This is a genomic window from Pseudomonas sp. GW822-FHT02D10, from assembly GCF_058802345.1.
Genome location: NZ_JBXAOB010000004.1, coordinates 71,200 through 93,161, shown reverse-complemented (window position 1 = coordinate 93,161; position 21,962 = coordinate 71,200). Strand labels below are relative to the sequence as shown.

Here is a 21,962-nt window from a genome sequence, read left to right as displayed (position 1 = left end):
GCTCCATCATTCTTATTCGGCTGATTCAACTGCAGTGATCATCCGTACCACATCGACTGTTTCGGCCACGTCATGCACGCGCAAGATTCGCGCACCTTTGACGACAGCCAACACCGCGAGAGCCAGACCGCCATGCAGCCGCTCTCCCACCGGGCGATTCAATGCCTGCCCGATCATGCTCTTTCGCGAAACCCCGACCAACAGGGGCCGCCCCAGGGCATGCAGGGCTTCCATATGCTTGAACAGACTCAAATTGTGCTGCAAATCTTTCGCAAACCCGAAACCCGGATCAAGAATGATCCGCTCGGCCGGAATACCGACCGCAGCACACGACGTCATACGCCCGGCAAGAAACTCACCGACCTCTCTCGTCACGTCATCATAATGCGGATTGTCCTGCATATCTCCCGGCTCACCGAGCATATGCATCAGGCACACCGGCAATCCGGTCGCTGCCGCCGCATCCAGTGCACCGTCTCGACGCAGCGAACGCACATCGTTGATCAGACCGGCCCCTAGGCGCGCGGTTTCACGCATGACCGCAGGCGTCGAAGTATCGACCGAGATAATCACATCCAGCTCACGATGAATCCGCTCGACGATCGGCGCCACGCGCTCGAGCTCCTCAAGCGGCGAGACCGCCCGTGCGCCAGGCCGGGTCGATTCACCACCTACATCAATGAGGGTCGCACCGGCAGCCACCATCGCCTCAGCGTGTCGCAGAGCAGCATCGAGCTGGCTGAAGCGACCACCATCGGAGAAGGAATCGGGAGTGACATTGAGAATGCCCATGACATGCGTATGGGCCAAATCAAGAACCCGGTTGCCGCAAGGCAACCGGGTCGAGGACGGTACAAGAGTCATTTCAAACCTTAGACGTCGGCGGCCGGGCCACCGATTGGGGTTTCCGGACGCTCTTCCTGTACGACAGGAGGAGTACCGGTGCCGCCCGACCAGTCACGAGGCTCACGCGGCGTGCGACCGGCCATGATGTCATCGATCTGTTCAGCATCGATGGTTTCGTACTTCATCAGCGCATCAGCCATGGCATCGAGCTTGTCGCGATTGTCCGTCAGGATCTGCTTGGCCGTGCCATAGCACTGGTCAATGATGCTGCGCACTTCAGAATCGATCAGCTTGGCAGTCTCGCCCGAGAAGCTGGCATGCTGGCCGCCGCCGCCACGACCGAGGAACACTTCACCTTCCTCTTCGGCATACATCAAAGGACCGAGTTTTTCCGACAAGCCCCACTTGGTGACCATGTTCCGCGCAATCTGACTCGCACGCATGATGTCGTTGGAGGCGCCGGTGGTGACACCGTCGAAGCCCAGGGTCATCTCTTCAGCAATACGACCGCCGTACAGCGAGCATATCTGGCTGATCAACGCACGCTTGGACAGGCTGTAGCGATCTTCTTCCGGCAGAAACATGGTCACACCCAGCGCACGACCGCGCGGAATGATCGAGACCTTGTAGACCGGATCGTGCTCAGGCACTACACGACCAACGATAGCGTGACCAGCTTCGTGATAAGCGGTGTTCTGCTTTTCTTTCTCGGACATGACCATCGATTTGCGCTCAGCGCCCATCATGATCTTGTCTTTGGCCAGCTCGAATTCTTTCATCTCGACAACGCGCTTGCCGGTACGAGCGGCGAACAGCGAAGCCTCATTCACCAGGTTGGCCAAGTCGGCACCGGAGAAACCAGGCGTACCACGCGCGATCACCGCTGGAGCGACGTCGTCACCCATTGGCACTTTGCGCATGTGGACTTTCAAAATTTGCTCACGACCACGGATATCTGGCAGACCAACGACAACCTGACGGTCGAAACGGCCCGGACGCAGCAGCGCAGGGTCAAGTACGTCAGGACGGTTGGTTGCGGCGATGACGATGATGCCGTCATTCATTTCGAAACCATCCATCTCTACCAGCAACTGGTTGAGAGTCTGTTCACGTTCGTCGTGACCACCGCCCATGCCAGCACCACGATGGCGGCCGACAGCGTCAATTTCATCGATGAAGATGATGCATGGAGCGTGCTTTTTCGCCTGTTCGAACATGTCGCGAACACGGCTGGCACCCACACCGACGAACATTTCGACGAAGTCGGAACCAGAGATGGTGAAAAACGGCACTTTGGCTTCGCCAGCAATGGCTTTGGCCAGCAAGGTTTTACCGGTACCCGGTGGACCCACCATCAGTACGCCGCGAGGAATGCGACCACCCAGACGCTGGAACTTGCCCGGATCACGCAGGAACTCGACCAGTTCACCCACTTCTTCCTTGGCTTCGTCGCAACCGGCAACGTCAGCCAGGGTGGTTTTCACCTGATCTTCGGAGAGCAGGCGCGCCTTGCTCTTGCCGAAGCTCATCGGTCCGCCCTTGCCACCAGCCCCGCCTTGCATCTGCCGCATGAAGAACATGAAGACGGCAATGATCACCAGGATCGGGAAGCTTGCGACCAGGAGTTGAGTCCAGATGCTTTGCTGTTCTGGCTGCTTGCCTTCAACGACTACGTGGTTATCCACCAGATCGCCGATCAGACCGTTGTCAGGGATATTCGGGCGAATGGTCTTGAAACCGTCGCCATCATTGCGCTTGCCAGTAATGACAAAGCCGTCCACGGCTACGCGCTCGACCTTGCCATCCTTGACCTGCTGGATGAAGTCGGAATAGTTGAGGGTCTGCGGCTCGTTAGGACTGGAGAAGTTGTTCATCACCGTCACCAGGACAGCCGCGATGATCAACCACAGGATCAGATTCTTTGCCATATCGTTCAATTAACTACCCTCTGAAGCAAGCTCCGCAACTGGCGCGCGCTTCGCATGATATTCACCGGCCTAACTTACTACATTACCTACGGCTCTGGCAGGCACCGTCTGTAACCCTTTGTGAAACACTAACTACACAATATTCGTTACGCAGGATCTGTAAAGCGATACAAAAAAACCTATCGCCCCCTTAGAAACGCTCGACACTTTCAGAACCGTCGACTCCACGGAAGCCACGCCCCAGCAAGTACTGCTCGCGGGACCTGTCACGCGATGACAAAGGCTTGCGCATCTGTACCTTGTCAAACAGCTTGCGGATGTCCTTGTGGTATTCGTCGAAGCCTTCACCCTGGAAGACCTTGATCAAAAAATCACCACCTGGCCGCAAAACCCGACCGGCGAGATCCAGTGCCAATTCGCAGAGGAACATCGCCCGCGGCATATCTACAGCTGCTAATCCACTCATATTGGGGGCCATATCGGAAATCACAAGGTCCACCTGCGTATTTCCGACCGCCTCGAGGATCTGTGCCAGCACCGCATCCTCGGTAAAGTCGCCCTGAATGAAGGTCACATCGGGGATGCTGTCCATTTCCAGGATGTCGGAGGCGATCAAACGACCCTGGCCACCAATCAGACGACTGGTCACTTGCGACCAGCCACCCGGCGCTGCGCCGAGGTCGATTACGGTCATGCCCGGACGGATCAGACGATCCTTTTCCTGGATCTCCAGCAATTTGTAGCTGGCACGCGAACGATACCCGTCTTTTTGCGCCATTTTGACGTACGGGTCGTTGAAATGCTCTTTCAGCCAGTTAAGGCTAGTCTTGGAACGGGCCACGGGCCACCTCAAAAAAATAAACGAGTCGCGATTAACTGGGCGGTCCCGGACTCGCTCGGGTAAACTGGCCGCCGCTTTTTACAAGATCAGACGCAGGGGTCAGATTATGCCGCTCACTCAAGAGCAGAAGAAACAGTACAAATCCATTGGCCACCATCTGAAACCAGTTTTGACTGTGGCTGACAACGGTTTGACTGAAGGTGTTTTAGCCGAACTGGAACGCGCATTGGGCGATCACGAGTTGATCAAGATCAAGCTCAGCATCCTCGACCGTGAATCGCGCCTGGCAGCCATTGCAGAACTGTGCAAGGCCGGCAAAGCGGATCTGGTTCAAGTCATCGGCAAGATGGCGCTGATTTACCGCAAGAACTTCAGCGTCAACAAGCAGCTGTCGAACGTCCATCGCTTCAAGTGATGATACGGGTCAAGGGTGTGCTTCGCGCACCCTGCCACCCCATCCCGGCACCGGCTGCAATACCAGCAGAAGCCCGGAAAAACCCAGCACAAGATAGCTGAACAGCAACCAATGCTGCGCCTGCGGCCAGTCGACTCGCACGACGAAGTACATCGCACTCGCGTATAGCGCCATCAACAGCAGTTGCCCGCGAATATCGCGCCATAGACTGACAAGGCCCTTGGCCTGAACCAGCACCAAAACCTGGAAAATAATGCACGCCGCTGAAAACCCGACCAGCAGCGCACTCAGCATGCTTGAAATTTCTTCGATCAACAGCGGCGCCAGGCCAATACGGCCCAGCACCGGCAGCAGACCGATGTGCAGCAACCACAGGCCGCCAACCCATAACATCTGAGTCAGCTGCCAAAGCATGGCGCCCGCACGAAGCAGGCGCTTGCCTTCAGATATGGCGGACTTCGACAATCTCGTACTCGATAACGCCACCAGGCGTTTTGACGGTGACTACATCACCCTCTTCCTTGGCGATCAAGGCGCGGGCCAATGGCGAACCCACCGAAATCTTGCCGAGCTTGAAGTCAGCCTCATCCTCACCAACGATGTGGTAGGTGACGCTTTCATCAGTTTCAACGTTGGCGATTTCAACGGTGGTGCCGAAAATCACTTTACCGGTGTGAGGGATGGTCGTGACATCGATGATCACCGCATTCTGCATACGACCTTCGATGTCGCGGATCCGCGCCTCGACCATACCCTGCTGCTCGCGAGCAGCGTGGTATTCGGCGTTTTCCTTCAGGTCACCCAACTCGCGGGCCGTACCGATGTCCTGGCTGAGCTTCGGACGGACGACCTTGGTCAGGTGAGCGTGCTCTTCTTCCAGGGCTTTCGCGCCCTGAACGGTCATTGGGTATTTGATCATGCCTTCAATCCTGCGTGTAGATCTTGCAAGCGGCGCACAGTCTTCTCGGGACCGAACTTCAGCGCTTCGCAGATAGCTTCGCCAGCAGCAATGGTAGTGGTGCAGTAGATCTTGTGCTGCAAGGCATTACGACGAATGGAGTACGAATCAGCGATCGACTGACGCCCTTCGGTGGTGTTGATGATCAGCGTGACTTCGTCATTCTTGATCATGTCGACCACGTGCGGACGACCTTCGGTCACCTTGTTCACACGGCGCACCTTCAGACCTGCAGCTTCGATCAGCTTGGCAGTACCGGCAGTGGCGACTACTTCGAAGCCCAAGTTGATCAGATCACGGGCCACGCCTGCAACCAGTGGCTTGTCATCGTCACGCACGCTGATGAACGCAGTACCGCCGGTCGGCAGCACTTCGCTGGCACCCATCTGGGCTTTGGCAAAGGCTTCGCCGAAGGTGTCACCCACGCCCATCACTTCACCGGTGGACTTCATCTCCGGGCCGAGGATCGGGTCTACACCTGGGAATTTGGCGAATGGGAACACCGCCTCTTTCACGCTGTAGAAGTTAGGAATGATTTCTTTGGTGAAACCGATTTCCTTCAGGGTTTTACCGGCCATCACGCGAGCAGCGATCATTGCCAGGGATACACCGATGCACTTGGACACGAACGGTACGGTACGGGAAGCGCGCGGGTTGACTTCGATGACGTAGATGTCTTCGCCTTGCAGCGCCAACTGAACGTTCATCAGGCCGACCACACCCAGTTCCAGAGCCATTTTCTTGACCTGCTCGCGCATCTCGTCCTGGATGTGCCCAGGCAGCGAGTACGGTGGCAGCGAGCACGCGGAGTCACCGGAGTGAACGCCTGCCTGCTCGATGTGCTGCATGATCGCGCCGATGACTACGTCGGTGCCATCGCAAACCGCATCCACGTCCATTTCGATGGCGCAGTTGAGGAAGTGGTCCAGCAGCACCGGGCTGTCGTTGGACACTTGAACCGCTTCACGCAGGTAGCGTTTGAGTTCGTCTTCTTCGTAAACGATTTCCATCGCCCGACCGCCCAGTACGTAGGACGGACGCACCACCAGCGGGTAACCGATCTTGCCGGCAGCGCGGATTGCTTCGTCTTCGCTACGCACGGTGGCGTTCGGCGGCTGACGCAGATTCAGACGCTCAACCATTTGCTGGAAGCGCTCACGGTCTTCGGCACGGTCGATGGCATCAGGACTGGTGCCGATGATTGGCACGCCAGCGGCTTCCAGGGCACGCGCCAGCTTCAGCGGGGTCTGGCCGCCGTACTGAACGATCACCCCTTTTGGCTTCTCGACGCGGACGATTTCCAGCACGTCTTCCAGGGTCACTGGCTCGAAGTACAGACGATCGGAGGTGTCGTAGTCGGTGGAAACGGTTTCCGGGTTGCAGTTGACCATGATGGTCTCGTACCCATCTTCGCGCAGCGCCAGTGCCGCGTGTACGCAGCAGTAGTCGAACTCGATGCCCTGGCCGATACGGTTCGGACCGCCACCCAGAATCATGATCTTGTCGCGACCCGACGGCGCGGCTTCGCACTCTTCTTCGTACGTGGAGTACAGGTAAGCGGTGTCGGTTGCGAACTCGGCCGCGCAGGTGTCGACGCGCTTGTAGACCGGGAACACTTCCAGCTTGTGACGGTGAGTACGCAGGCTCTTCTCGGTCACACCCAGCAGTTTGGCCAGACGCTGATCGGAGAAGCCCTTGCGCTTGAGACGGTACATCATGTCGCGGTCAATGCTGGACATGCCCAGGGTCTTGACCTTCTCTTCGTCCTTGATCAGGTCTTCGATCTGCACCAGGAACCAGGGATCGATCATGTTCATGCCGAAGATCTCTTCGACAGTCATGCCGGCGCGGAAGGCGTCAGCTACGTACCAGATACGCTCGGCACCCGGTACGGTCAGTTCGCGCTTGAGCACGCTCATGCTTTCCGGATTGCTCAGGTCGAGCTTCTCGTCCAGACCGCAAACGCCTACTTCCAGACCGCGCAGAGCTTTCTGCAGGGATTCCTGGAAGGTCCGGCCGATGGCCATGACTTCACCGACCGACTTCATTTGAGTGGTCAGGCGGGCGTCGGCTTTCGGGAATTTCTCGAAGGCGAAGCGCGGCAGCTTGGTCACGACGTAGTCGATGGACGGCTCGAAGGATGCAGGAGTAGCGCCGCCGGTGATTTCATTCTGCAGCTCGTCCAGGGTGTAGCCGATCGCCAGCTTGGCAGCGATACGCGCAATCGGGAAACCAGTGGCTTTCGAGGCCAGTGCCGAAGAGCGGGATACACGCGGGTTCATCTCGATCACGACCATACGGCCAGTGTCCGGGCAGATGCCAAACTGAACGTTGGAGCCGCCGGTTTCAACGCCGATCTCACGCAGTACCGCCAACGAGGCGTTACGCATGATCTGGTATTCCTTGTCCGTCAGGGTTTGTGCCGGAGCAACGGTGATCGAGTCACCGGTGTGCACGCCCATCGGGTCGAAGTTTTCGATTGAGCAAACGATGATGCAGTTGTCCTTCTTATCGCGGACAACCTCCATTTCGTACTCTTTCCAGCCGATCAGCGATTCGTCGATCAGCAGCTCTTTGGTCGGCGACAAGTCCAGACCACGGGCGCAGATTTCTTCGAACTCTTCACGGTTGTAAGCGATGCCACCGCCGGTGCCACCCATGGTGAAGGACGGACGGATGATGCACGGGAAGCCGAGCTTCTCGAGGACCGCATTAGCCTCTTCCATGCTGTGGGCGATACCGGAGCGCGGGCAATCCAGGCCGATGGACTTCATCGCCTTGTCGAAGCGCGAACGGTCCTCAGCCTTGTCGATGGTATCGGCGTTAGCGCCGATCATTTCAACGCCGAACTTCTCCAGAACACCTTCGCGCTCCAGATCCAGTGCGCAGTTCAGAGCAGTCTGACCGCCCATGGTTGGCAACAGTGCGTCCGGACGCTCTTTTTCGATGATCTTGGCAACGGTCTGCCACTTGATCGGCTCGATGTAGGTCGCGTCGGCCATGTCCGGATCGGTCATGATGGTGGCCGGGTTGGAGTTCACCAGGATGACGCGGTAACCCTCTTCGCGCAGGGCTTTGCAAGCCTGGGCGCCGGAGTAGTCGAATTCGCAAGCCTGGCCGATCACGATCGGGCCAGCGCCGAGAATCAGGATGCTTTTAATGTCTGTACGTTTTGGCATGGGTAGTCACTCAAATCCGCAGGTCCGACGGCAATCCCCGAGGAGAAGCCGTCTTGATCAATCTCTGAAGCCCTTCAGGGACCACCGGGCTACCGGGGCCACCCTCAGGGACTTCTCGCTACATGCTCAAGCCCGGCGATTAACGTCGCTTGGCCATCTCGTTGATGAAGCGATCGAACAGCGGCGCCACATCGTTCGGACCAGGACTGGCTTCAGGGTGACCCTGGAAGCTGAACGCGCTCTTGTCGGTACGCTCGATGCCTTGCAGGGTGCCGTCGAACAGCGATTTGTGGATCGCGCGAACGTTGCCTGGCAGGGTCGCCTCGTCTACCGCAAAACCGTGGTTCTGACTGGTGATCATGACGACACCGGAGTCCAGATCCTGAACCGGGTGGTTGGCGCCGTGGTGACCGTGACCCATTTTCAGGGTCTTGGCGCCAGAGGCCAGGGCCAGCAGTTGGTGGCCGAGGCAGATGCCGAACACCGGGATCTCGGTTTCAAGGATGTCCTTGATCGCCTGGATCGCGTAGTCGCAAGGCTCCGGGTCACCCGGGCCATTGGACAGGAACACGCCGTCCGGCTTGAGTGCCAGGACTTCGCTGGCCGGGGTCTGCGCTGGCACCACGGTTACGCGGCAGCCGCGCTCGACCAGCATGCGCAGGATGTTCAGCTTGACGCCGTAGTCGTAGGCCACCACGTGATGCGGCAACTCGGAAGCATCGAGGGTCGCGTGGCTGTCGGTTTTCAGATCCCAGACCGTCGAGCGCCATTCGTACTGCTCTTTGGTGCTGACTACTTTCGCCAGATCCATGCCCTTCAGGCCCGGGAAACCGCGCGCCGCTGCAATCGCAGCTTCGTCGGAAATGTTGTCGCCAGCCATGATGCAGCCGTTCTGCGAGCCTTTCTCACGCAGGATGCGAGTCAGGCGACGGGTGTCGATACCGGCGATTGCCACAACATTGTTGGCTTTCAGGTAGTCGGACAGGGACATGGTGTTACGCCAGTTGCTCGCAACCAGGGGTAGGTCACGAATCACCAGACCCGCAGACCAAACGCGGTCAGACTCGGCGTCTTCCGGCGTGGTGCCGGTGTTACCGATGTGCGGGTAAGTCAGGGTAACGATCTGTTGGGCATAGGAAGGATCGGTAAGGATTTCCTGATAGCCGGTCATGGCGGTGTTAAACACCACCTCACCAACGGTTTGACCGTCGGCTCCAATGGCTTCGCCGCGAAAAATGCTGCCATCAGCAAGGGCGAGTATGGCTGGCTTAGTCAAGAAGACCTCCCGTAAATAAAGCCTGAAAGGGCGATCGCAGGTTGCAAAAAAGCGGAGTGACGTATGGACACGTCACCCCGCTTCTTCACTGAATTATTCTGCGCGCTTTTAGTGGACACACTAAAGCTGTAGCTTACAGAAAAAGGCATTTTTGGTCTACCGCCAATGAGCCTTAAAGGCCGGGGAATGCGACAGGACGTCGCTTGGCGGGATAAATCGGGTACAAACGCTGCGTTTGAACCCGATTTCGGGTGCATCTTAACGCAGGTCGAGCACGTCTTGCATGTCGTAAAGACCCGGCTCACGACTATCCAGCCACAACGCAGCACGCACCGCGCCCTTGGCGAAGGTCATGCGACTGGATGCCTTGTGGGTGATCTCCAGTCGCTCGCCCTCACAGGCGAACAGCACCGTATGATCACCGACCACATCACCGCCGCGAACCGTGGCGAAGCCAATGGTTTCGCGCTCACGCACACCGGTGTGGCCTTCGCGCCCATAGACCGCAACCTTCTGCAGATCACGATCCAGCGCGTTGGCGATCACCTCACCCATGCGCAAAGCCGTACCTGAAGGCGCATCGATCTTGTGCCGATGATGCGCTTCGATGATTTCGATATCAGCATCATCGCCCAGCACCCGAGCCGCCATATCGAGCAACTTCAACGACAGGTTCACGCCAACACTGAAATTGGCCGCGAACACGATCGGAATATCCTTGCCCGCCTCGACCAGCAGCTGTTTTTCCGCGACGCCCAATCCTGTAGTGCCGATCACCATGGCCTTGCCCGCCTTGCGGCAGAACGCCAGGTTTTTCAGCATGACCTCTGGGAGCGTGAAGTCGATCAACACATCGAACTCATCAGCCACCGCATCCAGACTACCGGACAACGGCACACCGATCCGCCCCAGCGATGCCAGCTCACCGGCATCAACCCCGATCAGCGTACTGCCGGGGCGCACGATGGCCGCCGTCAGCCCCGTGAGCGGTGCGCGTTGCTGCACCGCTTCGACGAGGATCTTGCCCATGCGCCCGGCAGCGCCCATCACAGCTATACGTCGCATGCCCGACTCCTTACAGATCGCCGAAGAAGCGCTTCACGCCTTCGAACCAACCGGTGGTTTTCGGCGAATGACTGTTGTCGTCCGCCAGGGAACTGCGGAACTCTTCCAGCAACTCGCGCTGACGACGCCCCAGATTGACCGGAGTCTCGACCGCCACACGGCACATCAAGTCGCCCGCACCACCACCACGAACCGGCGCAACGCCTTTGCCACGTACCCGGAACTGCTTGCCGGTCTGCGTGCCTTCAGGAATCTTCAGCTTGACCCGACCATCCAGGGTCGGAATCTCCAGCTCGCCACCTAGCGCCGCATCAACGAAGCTGATTGGCACTTCGCAGAATAGATGCTTGCCATCACGCTGGAAGATCGCGTGCTCGCGCACGTTGATCACCACATACAAGTCGCCAGTCGGCCCACCCTGAGTACCCGCCTCGCCTTCGCCAGACAAACGAATGCGGTCACCGGTATCAACCCCAGCCGGCACTTTTACCGACAGGGTCTTGTACTCTTCGACACGGCCTTCGCCGTTGCAGGAGTTGCACGGGTCGGAAATGATCTTGCCCTGGCCATGGCAACGCGGGCAGGTTTGCTGCACCGAGAAGAAGCCTTGCTGCATGCGCACCTGACCAATACCGCCACAGGTCGGGCACGTGACCGGCGAAGAACCTTTCTTGGAACCCGAACCATCGCACGGTTTGCAGTTGACCAGTGTCGGAACACGGATATTCACGGTTGTGCCGCGCACCGCTTCTTCCAGGTTCAACTCCAGGGTGTAACGCAGATCGCTGCCGCGCTGAGCGCCGCCACGGGAACCGCCGCGACCACCACCGAAGAAGTCACTGAACACATCGCCGAAGATATCGGAGAAGTTCTGACCACCAAAACCAGCACCGCCGCCACCCATGCTTGGGTCGACACCGGCATGACCGTACTGGTCGTACGCCGCGCGCTTGCTGGAATCGGACAGCACTTCGTAGGCCTCGTTGGCCTCTTTGAATTTTTCTTCCGACGCTTTGTCGTCAGGATTACGGTCCGGGTGGTGCTTCATCGCCAAGCGACGGTAGGCCTTTTTCAGGTCCGCTTCGCTCGTGCCACGCTCGATACCCAACACTTCGTAATAGTCACGCTTTGCCATAAGTCTTTGCACTCTTAAGGACGTTCGGCAAACCCCTCCTGAGCTTCGCCAAACTCGTTGAGCCCCAATACAGGCCCGGACCCAACTCACGTCAATTCAACGATCCTGGTCTTTGATTCGATACGGTACCTGTGGATCGGAAAGCAGGAGCATTCCCGACCGCACCGCCAGCACCCGAACGCTGTCGCATGCTGTAAAAATTCGTCTACTCCAGACACGCCAACGCGGGAGCAAGCTCCCGCGCGGCGACATCCTACCAGTCACCGCACAAAGGCAGTCAACCGGCCGACCAACAACTTACTTGTGGTCTTTAACTTCTTCGAACTCAGCGTCGACAACGTCATCAGCCTTTTCAGCCTTCTCAGCGTGCGGTGCCGCACCCTCAGCTGGTTGAGCCTGTTCGGCGTACATCTTCTGCGCCACTGGAGCGGAGACTTTCGACAGTTCTTCAACCTTGGCTTCGATGGCAGCCTTGTCGTCGCCTTTGACGGCGGCTTCCAGGGCAACCACTGCTGCTTCGATTGCAGTCTTCTCTTCAGCAGTCACTTTGTCGCCAGCGTCGGCGACCATTTTGCGCGTCGAGTGAACCAGCGCGTCGCCCTGGTTACGGGCAGTGGCCAGCTCTTCGAACTTGCGATCTTCGTCGGCGTTGGTTTCAGCATCGCGAATCATCTGCTGAATTTCTTCCTCGGACAGACCGGAGTTGGCCTTGATCACGATCGACTGAGTCTTGCCGGTGGCCTTGTCTTTGGCGCCTACGTGCAGAATGCCGTTGGCGTCGATATCGAAGGTCACTTCAATTTGTGGCACGCCACGTGGTGCTGGTGGAATCTCGGCCAGGTCGAACTTGCCCAGGGACTTGTTCTGGGCAGCTTGCTTACGCTCGCCTTGCAGCACGTGAATGGTCACTGCGCCCTGGTTGTCATCGGCAGTCGAGAACACTTGGGATTTCTTGGTAGGAATCGTGGTGTTTTTCTCGATCAGCGCAGTCATCACGCCGCCCATGGTTTCGATACCCAGAGTCAGCGGGCTGACGTCGAGCAGCAGAACGTCCTTCACGTCACCAGCCAATACTGCGCCCTGGATAGCAGCACCCATGGCAACGGCTTCGTCCGGGTTAACGTCTTTACGGGCTTCTTTGCCGAAGAACTCGGTCACCAGCTTCTGTACCAGCGGCATACGGGTCTGACCGCCGACCAGGATCACGTCGTCGATCTTGCCAACGTCGATACCCGAGTCTTTCAGTGCAATGCGGCAAGGCTCGATGGTGCGTTGAACCAGGTCTTCAACCAGCGCTTCCAGCTTGGCGCGGGAGATTTTCACGTTCAAGTGCTTAGGACCGGTCGCATCTGCAGTGATGTAGGGCAGGTTAACGTCGGTCTGCAGGCTCGAAGACAGCTCGATCTTGGCTTTCTCAGCGGCTTCTTTCAGGCGCTGCATGGCCAGCGGGTCACCTTTGAGGTTCATGCCGCTTTCTTTCTTGAATTCGTCAACGAGGTAGTCGATCAGACGAATGTCGAAGTCTTCACCGCCGAGGAAGGTGTCACCATTGGTGGACAACACTTCGAACTGGTGCTCGCCATCGACTTCGGCGATTTCGATTACGGAGACGTCGAAAGTACCGCCACCCAGGTCATAAACGATCACGGTGTGGTCGCCCTTGGCCTTGTCCATACCGTAAGCCAGAGCGGCTGCGGTGGGTTCGTTGATGATGCGTTTTACGTCCAGGCCAGCAATACGGCCGGCGTCTTTGGTCGCCTGACGCTGGCTGTCGTTGAAGTAGGCCGGAACGGTGATAACCGCTTCGGTCACGGTCTCGCCGAGGTAGTCTTCGGCGGTCTTCTTCATTTTTTTCAGGATTTCAGCCGAGATCTGTGGCGGCGACATTTTCTGGCCGTTCACCTCAACCCAGGCGTCATTGTTGTCAGCCTTGACGATCTTGTAAGGGACCATCTGGATATCTTTCTGCACTACTTCTTCTTCGAAGCGACGACCGATCAAACGCTTGACCGCGTACAGGGTGTTGTGCGGATTGGTCACTGCCTGACGTTTGGCCGACTGGCCAACCAGAATTTCGCCATCGTTGGCGTACGCGATGATCGACGGCGTGGTACGCGCGCCTTCAGCGTTTTCGATAACTTTTACGTTGCCGTTTTCAAGAATAGAGACGCAGGAGTTGGTAGTCCCCAGGTCGATACCGATAATTCTGCCCATATTAACTCTCCCGAAACTTTGGATTTGGTTGCCGCAGTAGTGGTGGCTGACTGCGGTAGCACTTAAACGCTTGACTTCTAAATGGGGGCCTTACGGCGAATTTCAAGCCTGCTCATCAATCGAAGGCGAAACCGGTGCCGGAGCCTTGCTGACCACGACCATGGCCGGACGCAGCAGGCGACCGTTAAGCATGTAGCCCTTCTGGAACACCTTCAGCACGCTGTTGGGTTCCATGTCGGCGCTTTCCTGCATGGCCATCGCCTGGTGGTGCGCAGCGTTGAACGGTTCGCCTTCAGGATCGATCGCTTCCAGCTGATAGCGCTTCAGGGTGTCCTGGAACATTTTCAGGGTCAGTTCGATGCCTTCGCGCATAGGGCGAATGCTTTCGTCGTCCGGGTTGGACAGTTCAAGACCACGCTCCAGACTGTCGATGATCGGCAGCAGGTCGTTGGCGAACTTCTCCAGCGCGAACTTGTGTGCTTTTTCTACATCCTGCTCGGCGCGACGGCGGACGTTCTGCAGATCGGCAGCAACACGCAAAGACTGATCCTGCGCCCCAGCCAGTTGCTCTTCGAGCACTTGTACACGAGCCACCAGGTCTTCACCCGATGTTTCGGGAGCCTGATTGGCGTCTAGATTTTGCGTATCCAGCGTCTGTTCGTCAGCCATAGATTTCTCCTTTCAAATCGTGCGCGAACTCGACTCGCGCTTCTGCCCCGGTATATGGGGTCGCAATTTCAGGGTTCAAGGGCTGACAGACCGCCGAACACCATTACCCTTACAAAAACAGCTGATTTGACATTCCAGCGGGTTTTAAAAAAATACCTTTACCAAGCAAATCGAGCTAAACACAGGCATTGTCAGCCCGAAACAAAACACTGTATAAATAACCAGACCTAAAGCCTGGGAGCGGCCTCTATGCTGGTGCACCTGTCTGTACATAACTACGCCATCGTTGAACATCTCGATCTGGAACTCGATCGCGGGATGAGCGTGATCACAGGTGAAACCGGCGCCGGCAAGTCGATCATGCTCGACGCCCTGGGCCTCACCCTTGGCGATCGCGCCGACAGCGGCGTGGTTCGCCCAGGCGCGGAGAAGGCCGACATCCTGGCCACGTTCGACCTGGCCGATATCCCGGAAGCCAGTGCCTGGCTGGCCGAGCGTGACCTCGATACCGACGGCCCGTGCATCCTGCGCAGGGTAATCACCGCCGAAGGTCGCTCGCGCGGCTACATCAACGGCAGCCCCTGCCCGCTTGGCGACCTCAAAGCCCTCGGCGAACTGCTGATCGATATCCACAGCCAGCATGAACACCAATCGTTACTGAAAACCGACACGCACCGGCGACTGCTCGACGAATACGCCGGCGCCACCGACCTCGCCCGCCAGGTGCAGCTTGCCGCCCAGCGCTGGCGCCAGACCCGCCAGGAACTGGAGCGCCTCTCCAACTCCGGCGACGAGCAGCGTGCTCGCCACCAGTTGCTCAGCTACCAACTCGAAGAGCTGGAAAACCTCGGCCTCGGCGAGAGTGAGCTGGAGCAGCTGGAACAAGAACACAAAAACCTGACCAACGCCGAAACCTTGCTGGGCATTTGCCGACAAGTGGTCGAGCAGTGCAGCGAAAGCGATTCCGGCAATGTACTGAACGCCCTGACGGCGAGCCTCAATCGCCTGTCGAGCGTGAACAACTCGGTCGGCGCCCTGGGCGAAGCAACCAACCTGCTGACCAGCGCGCAGATTCAAGTCGAAGAAGCCGTTGGCGAACTGAACCGCTTTCTCGACCACTTCGATGCCGATCCGGCACGCCTACAGCAACTCGAAGAACGCCTGGACTCGATCTACACCCTGGCGCGCAAACACCGGATCCAGCCCACCGAAGTCGCAGAGCTTCAGCAAAGACTGCTGGACGAGATCGAAACACTGAATGCCAACGACGAGTCCATCGAGCGACTGAGCGAAGAACTGGGCGCCTTCGCCAGGCACTATCAGGAAAAGGCCCGCGAGCTGAGCGATCTGCGCCATCAAGCCGCGACCAGCCTGGCCAATGCCGTCGAACAGGAAATCCAACGCCTGGGCATGCCTGGCGGCCGCTTCACCATCGAGCTACGCCCCAACACCAGCACCGAACTGCTGCCCAACGGCCTCGAACAGGTAGAACTGCTGGTCAGCGCCAACCCCGGACAACCGCTCAAGGCATTGGCCAAAGTCGCATCGGGTGGCGAGCTGTCGCGAATCAGCCTGGCCATCCAGGTGATCACCGCGCAAACCTCTCGAGTACCGACACTAGTGTTCGACGAAGTGGACGTCGGTATTGGCGGCCCCACCGCGGAAATTGTCGGCCAACTGTTACGCCGCCTCGGGGAGCGCGGACAAGTGCTCACCGTCACGCACCTGCCGCAAGTGGCCTCCCAGGGCCATCAGCATCTATTTGTCCACAAGGTGCGCGGCAACGATGCCACGCACACCGCCGTGTCCAGGCTGAGTAAAAATGAGCGGATTGAAGAAGTAGCGCGAATGCTGGGGGGGATCGATCTGACCAAGGAGTCCCTGGCTCACGCGAAGAAGATGGTCGTGACGGCAAAAATTTAAGTAGGCCAGACAGCACGAAGGCGACCCTTGGGTCGCCTTCGTTCGTTTCGCGGACCGGAAATCCGCGCGACATGCTTACTTTTTCTTGCGTACGTACAGCACCAGGTTGTGATCCACCAACTCGAAGCCATGCTTCTCGACGATCGCTTTCTGAAGCTTTTCGATTTCTTCCTCGAAGAATTCGATCACTTCACCGTTCTCCACGTTAACCATATGGTCGTGGTGACCGCCGTCAGCCAGTTCGAAGACCGCATGGCCGCCGTCGAAATTGTGACGGACCACAAGACCAGCTGCTTCGAATTGGGTCAGTACACGATAAACCGTGGCCAGACCGACATCCTCGCCAGCTTCCATCAGCGCCTTGTAAACATCTTCAGCACTCATGTGACGTTGCTCAGCGGAATCGAGCATTTGCAGAATTTTGACCCGTGGCAGGGTCACTTTGAGGCCGGCTTTGCGTAGTTCGCTATTTTCAACCATGGTCAGCTTTCTCGCGATGCTGCTTCGCAGCTTCTCTTAATGCGGGTATGATCGGCGTTTACGTTGTCCCAGCCAAGATAGTGGAAGTCGCCCACCGATGCAAAACACCAAGCTCCTGCTAACCAGTTTCACCTTCGTGGGACTGCTCGCACTCGCCGGTTGTTCATTCCCCGGGGTTTACAAAATCGACATCCAGCAGGGCAATGTCGTCACGCAGAACATGATAGACCAGTTACGCCCGGGAATGACCCGCCGGCAAGTACGGTTTATCATGGGCAACCCTCTGCTGACCGACACGTTCCATGCCGATCGCTGGGATTACTTGTATAGCCTGCAGCCAGGCGGCGGTGAACGCCAACAGGAACGCATCAGCGTTATCTTCAACTCTAACGACCAGCTTGTCAGCCTGTCGGGCGACTTCATGCCTGGTGTGAGCCGTGACGAAGCCATTCTCGGCAAGGGCACCGGCACTACCGTGACCGCCCCTGTTGAAAACGCCGAGAAGCCGAAGCCAGAGAAACCGGTAAAACCGGGCTCGCTGCTGGATCAGATCCAGAAGGACGTCGACAACGTCAAAACCGTCCCGGTTCCGACGCCAGCACCACTGGACACCGCGCCGCAATAAAATGCGACACAACAAAAAGCCCGAGACGTTCGGGCTTTTTGTTGTCTGTCATTCGGGAAATCTACTGATCCCGAGCCTTGGCCTGCGCCGCAGCCTTGGCCGCACGTAACCGGCGGACTTCTTTTGGGTCCGCCAGCAACGCTCGATAAATCTCGAGCCGGTCACCCGCCTGAACCTGACGGCTCTCGGGATCGGCAATAACCTTGCCGAAAATCCCCACAGGGCAAGTTGCCAGGTCCAACTCGGGGAACTGCTCGGCGATGCCTGATTCAGCCAATGCTGCTCGTAGAGTAGTGCCCACGGGCACCGCCACCTTGAGCAACACTTGGCGATCGACGGCGGCATACACCACCTCGACGTCTATCACCGACTCAACCATGCAACTGCTTGGCGCGCTGACAGAACGCGTCCACCAGTGTGTTGGCCGCCTGATTGAACAACGGCCCCAGCGTCGCCCGAACAATCGGCCCTGCATAATCGAACGACAGGTCCAGACTGATTTTGCAGGCCTTCTCACCCAACGGCTTGAACACCCAAACACCATGCAGCTGATTGAATGGACCCTCTTCGAGATTCATCTCGATCGAATGCCCCGGCACCAGCGTATTGCGTGTCACAAAGTGCTGGCTTAACCCGCCCTTGGCCACACCCACGCTAGCGCGCATGTGCTCGGCGGAGCTTTCCAGAACTTCGGCCTCGGAACACCAGGGCAAAAATTCCGGATAGTGCGCTACGTCATTGACCAGGTCATAGAGCGCTTGCGCGGGATACGGCAACAGGGCCGAACGTTGAATATGTGTCGTCATGTCAGCGTCACTTCCACAGCTGGGCGGCAAACACTACAAGAATGCCGATGGGCGCCACATAGCGCATCAAGAACAAAATCAGGGTAAACAATGGGCGCATTGTCCGGGATTCACTCAATGCGCTCAAGCACGCAGGTTCACCGTAGCCGACTCGCGCGCAACTCCCTATAATGCCGCCCCTATGGCTAAACAGAAGAAACACCCCGAAGGGACCATCGCGCAGAATAAAAAGGCGCGACACGATTACTTCATCGAACACCGGTTCGAGGCTGGCATGGTCCTGGCCGGCTGGGAAGTAAAGAGTCTGCGTGCAGGCAAGGCACAACTGGTCGACAGTTATGTGCTGCTCAAGGATGGCGAGGCCTGGCTGCTCGGCAGTCATATCACCCCGCTGACCACCGCCAGCACCCACGTCATCGCCGACCCGACGCGCACGCGCAAGCTGCTGCTCAACCAGCGTGAGCTGGAGAAGCTGTTTGCCGCCGTGCAGCAGAAAGGTTACGCCTGCGTCTGCCTGTCGTTGTACTGGAGCAAGCACTTGATCAAGTGCGAGATCGCTCTGGGCAAGGGCAAGAAGGAATACGACAAGCGCGATACCGAACGCGAACGCGATGCCGGTCGCGAGTTGCAGCGCGCGGTGCGTAACAAGGGCAAGGAAGACTGACCTTCCTGCTGCTTGAAACCGCTTTCGCGGGCAAGCCCGCTCCCACACGATCTATGAATGCCGACATTTATGTGGCAGACCTGGAACCTGTGGGAGCGGGCTTGCTCGCGAATACAATCGCATAAGCGATAAAGACTTAACTGACAGAACTCAGCCTACATCCCCTTGCGCCGCTCCGCCCGAGCCATGCGCTGCATTTCCTGACGCACCTCTTCAAGCACTTCCTGCACATACAGAATGTGCCGGCTGGAAATTTCTCGCGCCTGCTCTGCGCACCCTTCGATAATCGCCTGATACAAATCCCGGTGCTGACTGATCAGCATGTCGCGGGTTTCTGTGCGCTGTTTATACATGCCACCGATGTTGGTCACCACGTTGCGCTTGAGCAGATCGAACAACCCGCGAATGGTATGCAGCAAGACTGCGTTGTGGCTGGCCTCGGCAATGGCCAGGTGAAACTTCGCATCCGCCGCGCCCTCCTCCGCCCGACTCACTTGATCATGACGCGAATAGCAGTCCTGCAACTCTTCGAATGCCGCGGTCAGTCGCTCGCGATCAACATCCGTCGCGCGCAATGCGGCGTAATAGGCGCATGAAGCTTCCAGCGTATGGCGAAACTCCAGCAGATCACGCTGGGCTTCCGGGTTGCTTTCCAGCAGGTGCAGCAACGGATCGCTGAAGGTTGAACCGAGCGATTCAACCACATAGTTGCCGCCGCCCTGACGACTGACCAGCAGCCCTTTGGCCGTCAGTTTCTGGATCGCCTCACGCAATGAAGGGCGCGACACACCGAACTGCTCGGCCAAGGCGCGCTCCGCCGGCAATCGCTCACCGGACTTCAGCGTGCCCTCAAGAATCATCCCTTCGAGCTGCTCGACAATATCGTCAGACAAACGGCGCTGACGAATCTGATCAAACCCCATAACTCTTTCTCCACGATCCCGACGGCTCGCCGGGCTCTCTATTCTGGCCTATTGGCGTCGCGCCAGCACCTACCAGACAGCGTTTGATCGAACAGATCAGATGACTTCTGCACCGCTCATTCGACGAAAGTTTCAGGACGGCAAATTGACACACCACACCCAAGGCTTTTACCCTAGCCGACAGCGATTGTAAATTGGTATTACCAATTATCCAAGAACGCTGACCAGTGCCTGACCAACAACAATTAGGGGCCACCCCATATGCAAACCTGGCAACAGCTTTACAGCCCGCTCGGCAGTCTCGGCTTGTCCGCGCTCGCGGCCGTTATCCCCATCGTATTTTTCTTCCTGGCTCTGGCCGTGTTCCGCCTCAAAGGACACGTCGCCGGGAGCATTACCCTGGCGTTGTCGATTCTGGTGGCGATCCTTGCCTTCCAGATGCCTGTCGACATGGCCTTCGCCGCCGCTGGCTATGGATTTGCCTACGGACTGTGGCCGATCGCCTGGATCATCGTGGCTGCGGTGTTCCTCTACAAACTGACGGTCAAAAGCGGCCAGTTCGAAGTGATCCGCAGCTCGGTGCTGTCGATTACCGACGACCAACGCCTGCAAGTGCTGCTGATCGGCTTCTGCTTCGGCGCATTCCTGGAAGGTGCCGCCGGATTCGGCGCACCGGTGGCAATTACCGCCGCGCTGCTCGTAGGATTGGGTTTCAACCCGCTGTACGCCGCCGGCCTGTGCCTGATTGCCAACACCGCTCCCGTTGCCTTCGGTGCACTGGGGATTCCGATCATCGTTGCCGGGCAAGTGACAGGCATCGACGCGTTCAAGATCGGCGCCATGGCTGGCCGTCAGCTGCCATTGCTGTCGTTGTTCGTGCCGTTCTGGCTGGTGTTCATGATGGACGGCCTGCGCGGGGTCAAGGAGACCTGGCCGGCAGCATTGGTGGCGGGCGCAAGCTTTGCCGTCACCCAGTTCTTCACCTCGAATTTCATTGGCCCCGAGCTGCCGGACATCACCTCGGCACTGGTCAGCCTGGTCTCCCTGACCCTGTTCCTCAAAGTCTGGCAGCCCAAGCGTTCGTTCGCCGAAGCGACCGCCAGCGTCGGTGCCGCAACCGTGAGAAGCGCCGGAGGTTTCGGCCAGCCGCGTACGACCCAGCCTTCGCCGTACAGCTTCGGCGAGATCTTCAAAGCCTGGTCGCCGTTCCTGATTCTTACTGTATTGGTGACCATCTGGACACTGAAACCCTTCAAGGCGATGTTCGCCGCCGGCGGCTCGATGTACAGCTGGGTGTTCAACTTCGCCATCCCGCACCTGGATCAAATGGTGATCAAAGTTGCGCCGATCGTAGCCAACCCGACCGCCATTCCGGCGGTATTCAAACTGGACCCGATTTCGGCGACCGGCACGGCGATTTTCTTCTCCGCACTGATCTCGATGCTGATCCTCAAGATCAACCTGAAAATTGGTCTTACCACTTTAAAAGAAACGTTCTTTGAGCTGCGCTGGCCTATTCTGTCGATCGGCATGGTGTTGGCCTTCGCCTTCGTTACTAACTATTCGGGCATGTCGTCGACCATGGCCCTGGTACTGGCAGCCACCGGCGCAGCCTTCCCGTTCTTCTCACCATTCCTCGGTTGGCTGGGCGTGTTTCTGACCGGTTCGGACACCTCGTCCAACGCGCTGTTCAGTTCGCTGCAAGCGACCACCGCGCACCAGATCGGCGTCAACGACACCTTGCTGGTCGCGGCGAACACCAGCGGTGGCGTGACCGGCAAGATGATCTCGCCACAATCGATCGCCGTGGCCTGCGCCGCGACCGGCTTGGTGGGCAAGGAATCCGACCTGTTCCGCTTCACCCTCAAGCACAGCCTATTCTTTGCCACTATCGTCGGCCTGATTACGCTGGCCCAGGCCTACTGGTTCACTGGCATGCTGGTGCACTAAGACTACGAGCAACACAGAAAGAACCGACGCTGGGCTTTGCCCCCGGCGTCAGCGACTCACCACCC

General features: G+C 58.0%; 20 protein-coding genes. 5 read left to right on the top strand and 15 right to left on the bottom strand.

All coding sequences use genetic code 11. From position 1 onward, the window contains the following. Window positions 1-12: 12 nt before the first annotated feature. The 3 genes from folP to rlmE all read right to left on the bottom strand — a co-directional run bounded on the left by folP (window position 13) and on the right by rlmE (window position 3,615). Window positions 13-864 carry a dihydropteroate synthase gene (gene folP / locus AC1RPZ_RS08325; RefSeq protein WP_493136553.1) on the bottom strand — a complete coding sequence of 284 codons (852 nt, stop codon included), beginning with the start codon at window positions 862-864 and terminating at the stop codon, window positions 13-15. An 8-nt stretch (window positions 865-872) separates the two neighbouring features. Continuing rightward, the gene (gene ftsH / locus AC1RPZ_RS08320) at window positions 873-2,774 is read right to left on the bottom strand and encodes an ATP-dependent zinc metalloprotease FtsH (RefSeq protein WP_493136552.1); all 1,902 of its coding nucleotides are present in this window, start codon (window positions 2,772-2,774) and stop codon (window positions 873-875) included. A 190-nt stretch (window positions 2,775-2,964) separates the two neighbouring features. Beyond that, complete coding sequence (rlmE, locus tag AC1RPZ_RS08315; protein ID WP_123424208.1) at window positions 2,965-3,615, bottom strand: 23S rRNA (uridine(2552)-2'-O)-methyltransferase RlmE; 651 nt, start codon at window positions 3,613-3,615, stop codon at window positions 2,965-2,967. 106 nt (window positions 3,616-3,721) lie between these two features. Between rlmE and AC1RPZ_RS08310 the strand changes: the two genes are divergently transcribed. Beyond that, a complete protein-coding gene (locus AC1RPZ_RS08310) occupies window positions 3,722-4,030 on the top strand; it encodes a YhbY family RNA-binding protein (RefSeq protein ID WP_019691785.1) in 309 nt (102 codons plus the stop codon). Between the two features lie 9 nt (window positions 4,031-4,039). On the opposite strand, the gene AC1RPZ_RS08305 is transcribed toward AC1RPZ_RS08310, so the two are convergent. The 8 genes from AC1RPZ_RS08305 to grpE all read right to left on the bottom strand — a co-directional run bounded on the left by AC1RPZ_RS08305 (window position 4,040) and on the right by grpE (window position 14,526). Next, window positions 4,040-4,444 (bottom strand): MFS transporter, encoded by a 405-nt coding sequence (locus tag AC1RPZ_RS08305; protein WP_493136835.1) that lies wholly within the window; start codon window positions 4,442-4,444, stop codon window positions 4,040-4,042. Between the two features lie 28 nt (window positions 4,445-4,472). Further along, window positions 4,473-4,949, bottom strand: a complete 477-nt coding sequence (gene greA, locus AC1RPZ_RS08300) for a transcription elongation factor GreA (RefSeq protein ID WP_493136550.1) — start codon at window positions 4,947-4,949, stop codon at window positions 4,473-4,475. Further along, complete coding sequence (carB, locus tag AC1RPZ_RS08295) at window positions 4,946-8,167, bottom strand: carbamoyl-phosphate synthase large subunit (RefSeq protein ID WP_493136549.1); 3,222 nt, start codon at window positions 8,165-8,167, stop codon at window positions 4,946-4,948. The genes greA and carB overlap by 4 nt, the downstream gene beginning before the upstream one ends. Before the next feature lie 139 nt (window positions 8,168-8,306). Beyond that, window positions 8,307-9,443, bottom strand: coding sequence for a glutamine-hydrolyzing carbamoyl-phosphate synthase small subunit (gene carA, locus AC1RPZ_RS08290; protein WP_493136548.1), 1,137 nt, complete (start codon window positions 9,441-9,443; stop codon window positions 8,307-8,309). Window positions 9,444-9,701: 258 nt separating this feature from the next. Beyond that, window positions 9,702-10,508 carry a 4-hydroxy-tetrahydrodipicolinate reductase gene (dapB, locus tag AC1RPZ_RS08285; RefSeq protein ID WP_493136546.1) on the bottom strand — a complete coding sequence of 269 codons (807 nt, stop codon included), beginning with the start codon at window positions 10,506-10,508 and terminating at the stop codon, window positions 9,702-9,704. Window positions 10,509-10,518: 10 nt separating this feature from the next. After that, window positions 10,519-11,643 carry a molecular chaperone DnaJ gene (dnaJ, locus tag AC1RPZ_RS08280; protein WP_493136544.1) on the bottom strand — a complete coding sequence of 375 codons (1,125 nt, stop codon included), beginning with the start codon at window positions 11,641-11,643 and terminating at the stop codon, window positions 10,519-10,521. 297 nt (window positions 11,644-11,940) lie between these two features. Continuing rightward, window positions 11,941-13,857: a molecular chaperone DnaK gene (gene dnaK / locus AC1RPZ_RS08275; RefSeq protein ID WP_493136542.1), complete on the bottom strand. Its 1,917-nt coding sequence runs from the start codon at window positions 13,855-13,857 to the stop codon at window positions 11,941-11,943. Between the two features lie 102 nt (window positions 13,858-13,959). Then, the gene (grpE, locus tag AC1RPZ_RS08270; RefSeq protein WP_493136541.1) at window positions 13,960-14,526 is read right to left on the bottom strand and encodes a nucleotide exchange factor GrpE; all 567 of its coding nucleotides are present in this window, start codon (window positions 14,524-14,526) and stop codon (window positions 13,960-13,962) included. Between the two features lie 249 nt (window positions 14,527-14,775). Between grpE and recN the strand changes: the two genes are divergently transcribed. After that, entirely contained in the window at window positions 14,776-16,449 is a 1,674-nt protein-coding gene (gene recN / locus AC1RPZ_RS08265; protein WP_493136539.1) for a DNA repair protein RecN, read from the top strand. A gap of 75 nt (window positions 16,450-16,524) precedes the next feature. On the opposite strand, the gene fur is transcribed toward recN, so the two are convergent. Further along, window positions 16,525-16,929 carry a ferric iron uptake transcriptional regulator gene (gene fur / locus AC1RPZ_RS08260; protein ID WP_019691775.1) on the bottom strand — a complete coding sequence of 135 codons (405 nt, stop codon included), beginning with the start codon at window positions 16,927-16,929 and terminating at the stop codon, window positions 16,525-16,527. A 97-nt stretch (window positions 16,930-17,026) separates the two neighbouring features. Here fur and AC1RPZ_RS08255 point away from each other — a divergent pair, with 97 nt between their 5' ends. Continuing rightward, window positions 17,027-17,554 (top strand): outer membrane protein assembly factor BamE, encoded by a 528-nt coding sequence (locus tag AC1RPZ_RS08255; protein WP_493136537.1) that lies wholly within the window; start codon window positions 17,027-17,029, stop codon window positions 17,552-17,554. A 61-nt stretch (window positions 17,555-17,615) separates the two neighbouring features. Here the strand turns inward: AC1RPZ_RS08255 and AC1RPZ_RS08250 are convergent, their stop codons facing one another. Both AC1RPZ_RS08250 and AC1RPZ_RS08245 read right to left on the bottom strand, forming a co-directional pair. Next, window positions 17,616-17,933 (bottom strand): RnfH family protein, encoded by a 318-nt coding sequence (locus AC1RPZ_RS08250; RefSeq protein WP_493136536.1) that lies wholly within the window; start codon window positions 17,931-17,933, stop codon window positions 17,616-17,618. Continuing rightward, complete coding sequence (locus tag AC1RPZ_RS08245; RefSeq protein WP_493136534.1) at window positions 17,926-18,360, bottom strand: type II toxin-antitoxin system RatA family toxin; 435 nt, start codon at window positions 18,358-18,360, stop codon at window positions 17,926-17,928. Before AC1RPZ_RS08245 ends, AC1RPZ_RS08250 begins: the two co-directional genes overlap by 8 nt. 181 nt (window positions 18,361-18,541) lie before the next feature. Here AC1RPZ_RS08245 and smpB point away from each other — a divergent pair, with 181 nt between their 5' ends. After that, on the top strand, window positions 18,542-19,024 hold the full coding sequence (gene smpB / locus AC1RPZ_RS08240; RefSeq protein WP_019691770.1) for an SsrA-binding protein SmpB: 483 nt from the start codon (window positions 18,542-18,544) through the stop codon (window positions 19,022-19,024). 155 nt (window positions 19,025-19,179) lie between these two features. On the opposite strand, the gene AC1RPZ_RS08235 is transcribed toward smpB, so the two are convergent. Then, window positions 19,180-19,947, bottom strand: a complete 768-nt coding sequence (locus AC1RPZ_RS08235) for an FCD domain-containing protein (protein WP_493136533.1) — start codon at window positions 19,945-19,947, stop codon at window positions 19,180-19,182. Window positions 19,948-20,208: 261 nt separating this feature from the next. Between AC1RPZ_RS08235 and AC1RPZ_RS08230 the strand changes: the two genes are divergently transcribed. Further along, window positions 20,209-21,897: a lactate permease LctP family transporter gene (locus tag AC1RPZ_RS08230; protein WP_493136531.1), complete on the top strand. Its 1,689-nt coding sequence runs from the start codon at window positions 20,209-20,211 to the stop codon at window positions 21,895-21,897. The last annotated feature ends 65 nt before the right edge of the window (window positions 21,898-21,962 follow it).

Bases quoted from the DNA above. Each gene is read 5' to 3' on its own strand.
- grpE (WP_493136541.1), bottom strand. From the start codon at position 14,526: ATGGCTGACGAACAGACGCTGGATACGCAAAATCTAGACGCCAATCAG.
- dnaK (WP_493136542.1), bottom strand. From the start codon at position 13,857: ATGGGCAGAATTATCGGTATCGACCTGGGGACTACCAACTCCTGCGTC.
- AC1RPZ_RS08310 (WP_019691785.1), top strand. From the start codon at position 3,722: ATGCCGCTCACTCAAGAGCAGAAGAAACAGTACAAATCCATTGGCCAC.
- AC1RPZ_RS08230 (WP_493136531.1), top strand. From the start codon at position 20,209: ATGCAAACCTGGCAACAGCTTTACAGCCCGCTCGGCAGTCTCGGCTTG.
- ftsH (WP_493136552.1), bottom strand. From the start codon at position 2,774: ATGGCAAAGAATCTGATCCTGTGGTTGATCATCGCGGCTGTCCTGGTG.
- AC1RPZ_RS08255 (WP_493136537.1), top strand. From the start codon at position 17,027: ATGCAAAACACCAAGCTCCTGCTAACCAGTTTCACCTTCGTGGGACTG.
- folP (WP_493136553.1), bottom strand. From the start codon at position 864: ATGACTCTTGTACCGTCCTCGACCCGGTTGCCTTGCGGCAACCGGGTT.
- AC1RPZ_RS08235 (WP_493136533.1), bottom strand. From the start codon at position 19,947: ATGGGGTTTGATCAGATTCGTCAGCGCCGTTTGTCTGACGATATTGTC.
- AC1RPZ_RS08305 (WP_493136835.1), bottom strand. From the start codon at position 4,444: ATGCTTTGGCAGCTGACTCAGATGTTATGGGTTGGCGGCCTGTGGTTG.
- dnaJ (WP_493136544.1), bottom strand. From the start codon at position 11,643: ATGGCAAAGCGTGACTATTACGAAGTGTTGGGTATCGAGCGTGGCACG.
- greA (WP_493136550.1), bottom strand. From the start codon at position 4,949: ATGATCAAATACCCAATGACCGTTCAGGGCGCGAAAGCCCTGGAAGAA.
- fur (WP_019691775.1), bottom strand. From the start codon at position 16,929: ATGGTTGAAAATAGCGAACTACGCAAAGCCGGCCTCAAAGTGACCCTG.
- smpB (WP_019691770.1), top strand. From the start codon at position 18,542: ATGGCTAAACAGAAGAAACACCCCGAAGGGACCATCGCGCAGAATAAA.
- recN (WP_493136539.1), top strand. From the start codon at position 14,776: ATGCTGGTGCACCTGTCTGTACATAACTACGCCATCGTTGAACATCTC.
- AC1RPZ_RS08245 (WP_493136534.1), bottom strand. From the start codon at position 18,360: ATGACGACACATATTCAACGTTCGGCCCTGTTGCCGTATCCCGCGCAA.
- dapB (WP_493136546.1), bottom strand. From the start codon at position 10,508: ATGCGACGTATAGCTGTGATGGGCGCTGCCGGGCGCATGGGCAAGATC.
- carB (WP_493136549.1), bottom strand. From the start codon at position 8,167: ATGCCAAAACGTACAGACATTAAAAGCATCCTGATTCTCGGCGCTGGC.
- AC1RPZ_RS08250 (WP_493136536.1), bottom strand. From the start codon at position 17,933: ATGGTTGAGTCGGTGATAGACGTCGAGGTGGTGTATGCCGCCGTCGAT.